The sequence below is a fragment of the Geminocystis sp. GBBB08 genome (assembly GCF_016743215.1).
In the GTDB taxonomy this organism is placed as follows: Bacteria; Cyanobacteriota; Cyanobacteriia; order Cyanobacteriales; family Cyanobacteriaceae; genus Geminocystis.
In genome coordinates this window covers 1-6658 of the sequence record NZ_VRZC01000188.1, presented here as the reverse complement: position 1 = coordinate 6658, position 6658 = coordinate 1, and the positions used below count along the sequence as shown (strand labels likewise).

The 6658-nt window shown below is 29.5% G+C and carries 10 protein-coding genes and 1 pseudogene; 8 read left to right on the top strand and 3 right to left on the bottom strand.

From position 1 onward, the window contains the following. The 8 genes and pseudogenes from FWJ34_RS17075 to FWJ34_RS17040 all read left to right on the top strand — a co-directional run. Positions 1–469: pseudogene (locus FWJ34_RS17075) on the top strand (hypothetical protein); the annotation flags it as partial. Between the two features lie 40 nt (positions 470–509). Beyond that, entirely contained in the window at positions 510–896 is a 387-nt protein-coding gene (locus FWJ34_RS17070; protein WP_308256547.1) for a hypothetical protein, read from the top strand. A 28-nt stretch (positions 897–924) separates the two neighbouring features. Then, entirely contained in the window at positions 925–1122 is a 198-nt protein-coding gene (locus tag FWJ34_RS17065) for a hypothetical protein (protein ID WP_308256546.1), read from the top strand. After that, entirely contained in the window at positions 1107–1235 is a 129-nt protein-coding gene (locus FWJ34_RS17060; protein WP_308256545.1) for a hypothetical protein, read from the top strand. Before FWJ34_RS17065 ends, FWJ34_RS17060 begins: the two co-directional genes overlap by 16 nt. Before the next feature lie 151 nt (positions 1236–1386). After that, the gene (locus FWJ34_RS17055) at positions 1387–1605 is read left to right on the top strand and encodes a DUF2283 domain-containing protein (protein ID WP_308256544.1); all 219 of its coding nucleotides are present in this window, start codon (positions 1387–1389) and stop codon (positions 1603–1605) included. Positions 1606–2264: 659 nt separating this feature from the next. Beyond that, complete coding sequence (locus FWJ34_RS17050; protein WP_308256543.1) at positions 2265–3023, top strand: HIRAN domain-containing protein; 759 nt, start codon at positions 2265–2267, stop codon at positions 3021–3023. A 144-nt stretch (positions 3024–3167) separates the two neighbouring features. After that, positions 3168–4028 (top strand): DNA adenine methylase, encoded by an 861-nt coding sequence (locus FWJ34_RS17045; protein ID WP_308256542.1) that lies wholly within the window; start codon positions 3168–3170, stop codon positions 4026–4028. A gap of 404 nt (positions 4029–4432) precedes the next feature. Continuing rightward, positions 4433–5401, top strand: coding sequence for an aldo/keto reductase (locus tag FWJ34_RS17040; protein ID WP_308256541.1), 969 nt, complete (start codon positions 4433–4435; stop codon positions 5399–5401). Between the two features lie 99 nt (positions 5402–5500). Here the strand turns inward: FWJ34_RS17040 and rpmA are convergent, their stop codons facing one another. From rpmA to FWJ34_RS17025, 3 genes are all read right to left on the bottom strand, one after another. Further along, positions 5501–5767: a 50S ribosomal protein L27 gene (gene rpmA / locus FWJ34_RS17035; protein WP_308256540.1), complete on the bottom strand. Its 267-nt coding sequence runs from the start codon at positions 5765–5767 to the stop codon at positions 5501–5503. A 53-nt stretch (positions 5768–5820) separates the two neighbouring features. Then, complete coding sequence (gene rplU, locus FWJ34_RS17030) at positions 5821–6198, bottom strand: 50S ribosomal protein L21 (protein ID WP_308256539.1); 378 nt, start codon at positions 6196–6198, stop codon at positions 5821–5823. A 165-nt stretch (positions 6199–6363) separates the two neighbouring features. After that, positions 6364–6567, bottom strand: a complete 204-nt coding sequence (locus FWJ34_RS17025; protein ID WP_308256538.1) for a hypothetical protein — start codon at positions 6565–6567, stop codon at positions 6364–6366. Positions 6568–6658 lie beyond the last annotated feature (91 nt).

The following is a 6658-nucleotide window of genomic DNA, read 5'->3' as shown; positions in this document are numbered from 1 at the left end:
GACTTTAGGTAGTGTAATGTTAGGGGGAATTGCAGTAGCACCTGCTCTCATGGTAACAGGTTTTATATTGGGAGGACAAGGAGAAAAAGCCTTAACAAATGCAATCGAATATCGAGCAAAAGTTAATGTTGAAGTAGAAAGATTAGATTCTTTAGACAATTTTTTAGCACAAGTGCAAACAAGAATTAAAGAATTAGAAAACCTTGTTAATAACTTCAATGAATTAGCTATAGAGAATTTATCTAAATTGGAATCAACAGTTTTTATTTCCGATGGTTTTTTGATTCGTTCTGAAAATATAAATTTGGAAAAAGTAAATTTTATACCTGAAAGAGATGCCCCACAGTTTCAAAAAGTAGCCTTATTAATAAAAGCACTTGTAGAGATTTTAAAAACACCTGTATTAGACAGCGAAGGAAATCTCAATGAAGCGACTTTCAACATAAAAGAAAAATATTGTAACCTCTAAAAAAATAGTAATTTGTATATCGATAAAATGGTCAAAATTTATGAAGAAATTTCAAGCAATCCCAAATGCTGATCTAGTTTTTTATGGAATGATAGAAGTAATTAAAGAATATTTAAACACAAGAGAAATAGAAGAAACAAAAAGGAGAAAAATAAAGGCAATAGAAAATATTACTATTCAAGAAATAAAGGAAAAACGTGAAATTTTAATAAAGTATTTAGAATTGTCTTTTGATGAACGATCAAATAACTTTAAACGACTATTTGATACCGTTGATTCTGCTATATCATCTCACGATAATCAAGCTCTAGCTTTAACATTACATTCTATTGTTGAATTAGCCAAATCAAGCCCTTTTAAAGAGCTTATTAATTTATCTAATGTTCGATTGGCATTAGAGGATAGTGATCATATTTGGGAGTTATAATAATAAAAAAACTAACACTTATTAACTTATGACTATCACAGACATTAAAAAAGCAGTTGAGAATTTATCTGTCACTGAACAAAAAGAGTTATTTTATTGGATAGATGAATATAAAGAAAATCAATGGGATAAACAAATAGAAGAAGATTTAGAAAAGGGAAGATTAAATAAGTTGATTCCACAAGCTAAACGAGAATTTAAAGAAGGAAAATGCCAGAAAATATAAATCATTATACCAGTTATACCTTTTGGCAATCCTATTATAAATTACCCCTTAAAATTCAAAAAATAGCAGATCAAAAATATGAATTATTGAAGGAAAATTATCGTCATCCTTAAAGTTGAAAAGAATTAAAAGTTTATGGTCTGTAAGAGTTAATGATAATTATAGAGCATTAGGTGTTGATGAATCAGATGGTGTTTTATGGTTTTGGATTGGCATGATCAATATGAACAGATTTTATCGGATTTATAACTAAGGATTTAAACCATGAAAATTAACTATTATTCTGATACCGATTCTTTATATATTCATTTATCGGATAAACCTAGTATTGATAGTCAGGAAATTTCTGAAGGAGTTGTACTTGATTATGATGAAAAAGGCAATTTAGTAGGTATTGATATTGATAATGCTAGTAAAAAAGTTCAACTTAATGAATTAATTTTAAATCAATTACCTTCTAATATTATGAAAGTTCCTGCTTAATCATTTTACAATTTATTAAGTATCTATATTGTTATTAAAAATAATGATTTTATGAAATGTGTTTTTTGTGCTTCAGACAAATCTAAAATTCGCTATATTTCTCGAAGTTATGGAAATGAGGATGAACTTTTTATCATTGAAAATATACCTTTAATGAGTTGTCTTTGATTGTGGTGAAAGTTATTTTACTGCTGAAACTATGAGAAAAATTGAGACTATTAAACAACAGAAAAAATCGATTTCTATTACTAGAAATATACCAGTTGCTAAATTTGCATCTTAGAACTGTTACAATAATGTTCTTTGTTTATAACTAATTATTTAAAATGACAATTAACTATATATTCTGATACCGATTCTTTATATATTCATTTATCAAATAAACAAGGTTGGAATTGTTAATGCTGATGGGCATAAGTGCGATTAATGCTAAAATTATTCTACCACAGTAGGAACTTTTAGTGATGAACCTTTGATCTGCGATCGAGCAGTTCCACTTTAAAAATATGGCTTAATAATTTGGCAAAGATTTCTACAGATAATATATTAAATTTATGGCAATGCTTTCCCGATAATTATCTTTCATCTATAGCGGTTGAGTTTGCACAAAAAATATTAGAAATAAATCGAAATAAATTATTAGATATTAGAAAAGAATTATGAGTATTCAAAAATTATTTTTAGCGTGGCAAAATCCAGAAACTAGATATTGGTTTCCCATTGGATTATTAACTTTTGATGGAGAATACTATGGTTTTTCCTATACTAATGGTGTAGAAAAAGCAAGAGCAGAATCAAATTTTCAACTTTTACATTCTTTTCCTGAAGTTGACAAAATTTATAAATCAAAGACAATTTTTCCTCTATTTGCTAATCGGTTAATGCCTTCATCCCGTCCTGATTATCCTCATTATATTAACTGGTTAAATATTAGTGAAAATGAATTTAATCTGATGAATATTTTAGCCCGTAGTAGAGGTAATAAAGTAACAGATACTTTTGAAGTTTTCCCTTATCCAGAAAAAAATCAAGAAGATAATTTTGCTATTAATTTTTTTATTCATGGTTTACGATATATGCCTCAATGTTCTCAAGATTATATTGCTAATTTAAAAACAGATGCGCCTCTATTTTTAATTAGAGATTGTCAAAATCAATATGATGATAATGCTTTATTATTAAGAACAGAAAATCATCTTAATTTAGGATATTGTCCTCGTTATTTAACAAAAGATATTATTAACCTTTTAGAAATTAATTCTCAATCTGTGCAAGTTGTTGTAGAGAAAATTAATCTTTCACCAGCACCTATTCAATTACGTTTATTGTGTAGTTTAACAGCTCCTTGGTATGATCATTTTAGTCCTTTTAGCGATGAAATTTATCAACCAATTACGGAAAATTCTTTTTTGGTTTAATTGATTCTTCAAAACATAACCGAGAAGAAGTTAATCAATTTTCTCATCAAAACAAATTATCAAATAAACAAATCGATATTATTAATACCTTATTTCAAGAAGCAAATATAAATAATTTTATTGTAAAAATTGGTGGAATATTAAATGATTAAAAGCCCTTTAAGATACCCCGGTGGTAAAAGTAAAGCCATCAAATTTATCGCTCCTTTAATTCCTAACTTTAAGGAATATAGAGAACCTTTTTTAGGGGGAGGCTCAGTTTTTATTTATCTTAAACAATTATACCCTGAACGAACTTATTGGATTAATGATATTTATGAAAATTTATTTTATTTTTGGCAATATTGTCAAGAAAATTTAGAGGATTTAATTGAGCAAATTATTGCATGGAAACAAAAATTTCAAGAAAGAAAATTATTATACAAATATTTAATAGAAAATATAGAATATTTTAACGAATTAGAAAAAGCATCGGCGTTTTTTATCTTTAATAGAATTACCTTTTCAGGCACAACCGAAAGCGGTAGTTATTCTCAAAAAGCCTTTGCAAAAAGATTTACTGATTCTAGTGTTGACAGAGTAAAAAATTTATCACAAATATTAAACAATACTTGCATTACAAATAATGATTATCAACAAGTATTAGAAGCAGAAGGAAAAGAGGTATTTTTATTTTTAGATCCTCCTTATTATAGTGCAGAAAAGTCAGCTTTATACGGAAAAAGAGGACATTTGCATAAAGGATTTGATCATGAAAAATTAGCTAGTATTCTTAAACAGACTAATCATAAATGGTTAATGACTTATGATGATAGTGATTATATTAGAAATTTATTTTCATGGGCTAATATTCAGTCATGGAATTTAACTTATGGCATGAGAAATATTAATGGTAATGTTAATCAAAATGGTGAAGAATTATTTATTGCTAACTATGATTTATCTTTAACAGAAAGTAATGATAGTCAGTTTCAACAGTTGGAACTTTTTACTCATATTTGTTAATCACAAAAATTTAAAATTTATGGTATGTAATAGTTGCTGATAATTATAGGCCATTAGGTGTTGGTGAATACGATGATATTTTATAGTTTTTGATTGGACATCATGATCAGTACGAGCAGATTTTATCAGATTTATAAGTGATGATTTAATATGAAAATTAACTATTATTCTGACATTATATTAAAACATTGATACTTGAGTTTAGTTGCTAGTTAAATCTTGGATGATTTTTTGTCCTAATATTTCATTAATTTATCTCTATCGAGGTATTTATTGGTTGAGAAATTCCAGTATCAGGATTTTGGTAAATATTATGTTTGCTACCATGACGAATTAAAATACAACCATTTTTCCCGATAATAGTAATTAAATTTTTTCTTTCTTAAACAAAAAAACTAAGCAAAATGGAAACAAGACAATTAGGTAACTCCGATCTATATATTACGCCCGTAATTATGGGGACATGGCAGGCGGGGAAAAGAATGTGGGTAGGGATTGAAGATACTGAGAGTATTAAAGCAATTCGAGAGGCTTTTGAGGCAGGGATTACCACTATTGATACAGCAGAAATATATGGAGAAGGGCATTCAGAAAGGATTGTTAGTGAAGCCTTAAAAAATGTGCGAGATAAAGTTATTTATGCCACTAAAGTTTTTGCCAATCACATGAAATATGATCAAGTTATCACGGCTTGTCATAATTCTTTGACAAATTTACAGACAGATTATATAGATTTATACCAGATTCACTGGCCTTCTGGTACTTGGAATAGTGACATTGTACCGATAGAAGAAACCATGAAGGCATTAAATGATTTGAAACAACAAGGTAAAATTAGAGCCATAGGGGTATCTAACTTTTCTCGTCAACAATTGGCAGAAGCCTCATTGTATGGGCAAATCGAGAGTATTCAACCTCCTTATTCTCTTTTTTGGCGTGGAATAGAAAAAGAAATTCAACCCTACTGTATCGAACATAATATCTCAATTTTGGCTTATTCTTCCCTAGCTCAAGGAATTTTAACTGGAAAATTCGGTAATAATCCTAATTTCCTTGATGGTGATCATCGCAAAGATCATCGTTTATTTCAATCCCCCCATTGGGAAAGAGTGCAAATTGCTTTAAGTCAATTAACTCCCATTGCACAACAATATAACTGTAGCTTAACACAATTGGCGATCGCTTGGTTAATTAATCAACCTCTCAGTAACGCTATTGTAGGGGCAAGAAATTCACAACAAGTAAAAGAAAATGCTGAAGCAATAAAAGTAAACTTAAGTGAAGAAGATTTAAACAAAATTAGCGATATTGGCTACGAAGTAACGAAACATTTAGATGATAATCTCGTGATGTGGAATTTTGACAAGAAATAAAACTGAAAGATGAGGAGAGGAGGAGACTTTTTGCTTTTCAATTCCTAATTCCTAACAAGGGGTTTAAACCTCTTGCTAATTTCTCATTCCTCATTATTCCTAAGCGGCAGTTTCCACAGGATAGACACTTATTTTTTTACGACTGGCAGTTTTATACTCAAATTTAACAACTCCTTCGATAAGTGCAAAAAGAGTATCATCTTTACCGATGCCAACATTATTACCAGGATAAAATTTAGTACCACGTTGACGAACTAAAATATTCCCTGCTTTAACAGTTTCACCACCATAACGTTTAACTCCTAACCGTTGAGAATTAGAATCTCTGCCGTTTCTTGTACTACCTGTACCTTTCTTATGTGCCATTAACTTTTACTCCTAGTAAATTTATTTTATTGATTAACTTATTGTGCTAAATCTTAAGCCTCAACCGCAACCTCAGCTTCTTTGATTTCTATTTCTTTTTCAGCTAAAACATTATCACCTAAACTGATAGATTTAATTAATAAACGACTTAATTCTTGTCTGTGGCCTCTTTTTTTACGGGTTTTCTTCTTAGGTTGCATTTTATAAACGATAACCTTTTTTCCCCGACGATGACCGATAATGGTACTACCAACGCTACCACCTTCAACGTAAGGTTGTCCAACATGAATTTGATCTTCATGATGAATTAATAATACTTTATCAATGATTAATTCACCATCCAACTCGACATCAATCCTATCTAAATCATAAAATCTGCCCGGTTCAACTTTTAGCTGTTTCCCACAGATTTGAATTACTGCATAAGTCATATTAATTTCCTTTTTATATACTGCCGTACAGGTAGCAGAATTTATTTTCTCTGCTTTATTTATGCCCTTACCTGATCCGAACAAAATTTAAGACACAATTTTAGATTTTAGCATTATAGTGAAATTATTGTCAATCCCTTGGCGATCGATCACTATCCATGTTGATTAAGCTATTTCCTCAGATGTTGAGTAGAGGTACTTTTGAAAGTCAATAAATATTTGTTTAATGCCTTTAACTGTACCTAATTCTGCTACGGCATCATTGAGATTATGATACTTTAGCTCTAACAGTTTGGGTAGTTTACCTTGATCTAATTCTCCTACTCCTTCTGTTATAGAACCTATTTGATATTTACGCCTGTAACCCAAATAACAAAAGGCTTTGACGAGATTAAAGTATTTCTTCTGAAATCATTATTATGTAACCATTCTAAAAAAGATACCAAATGGGTTCTATATA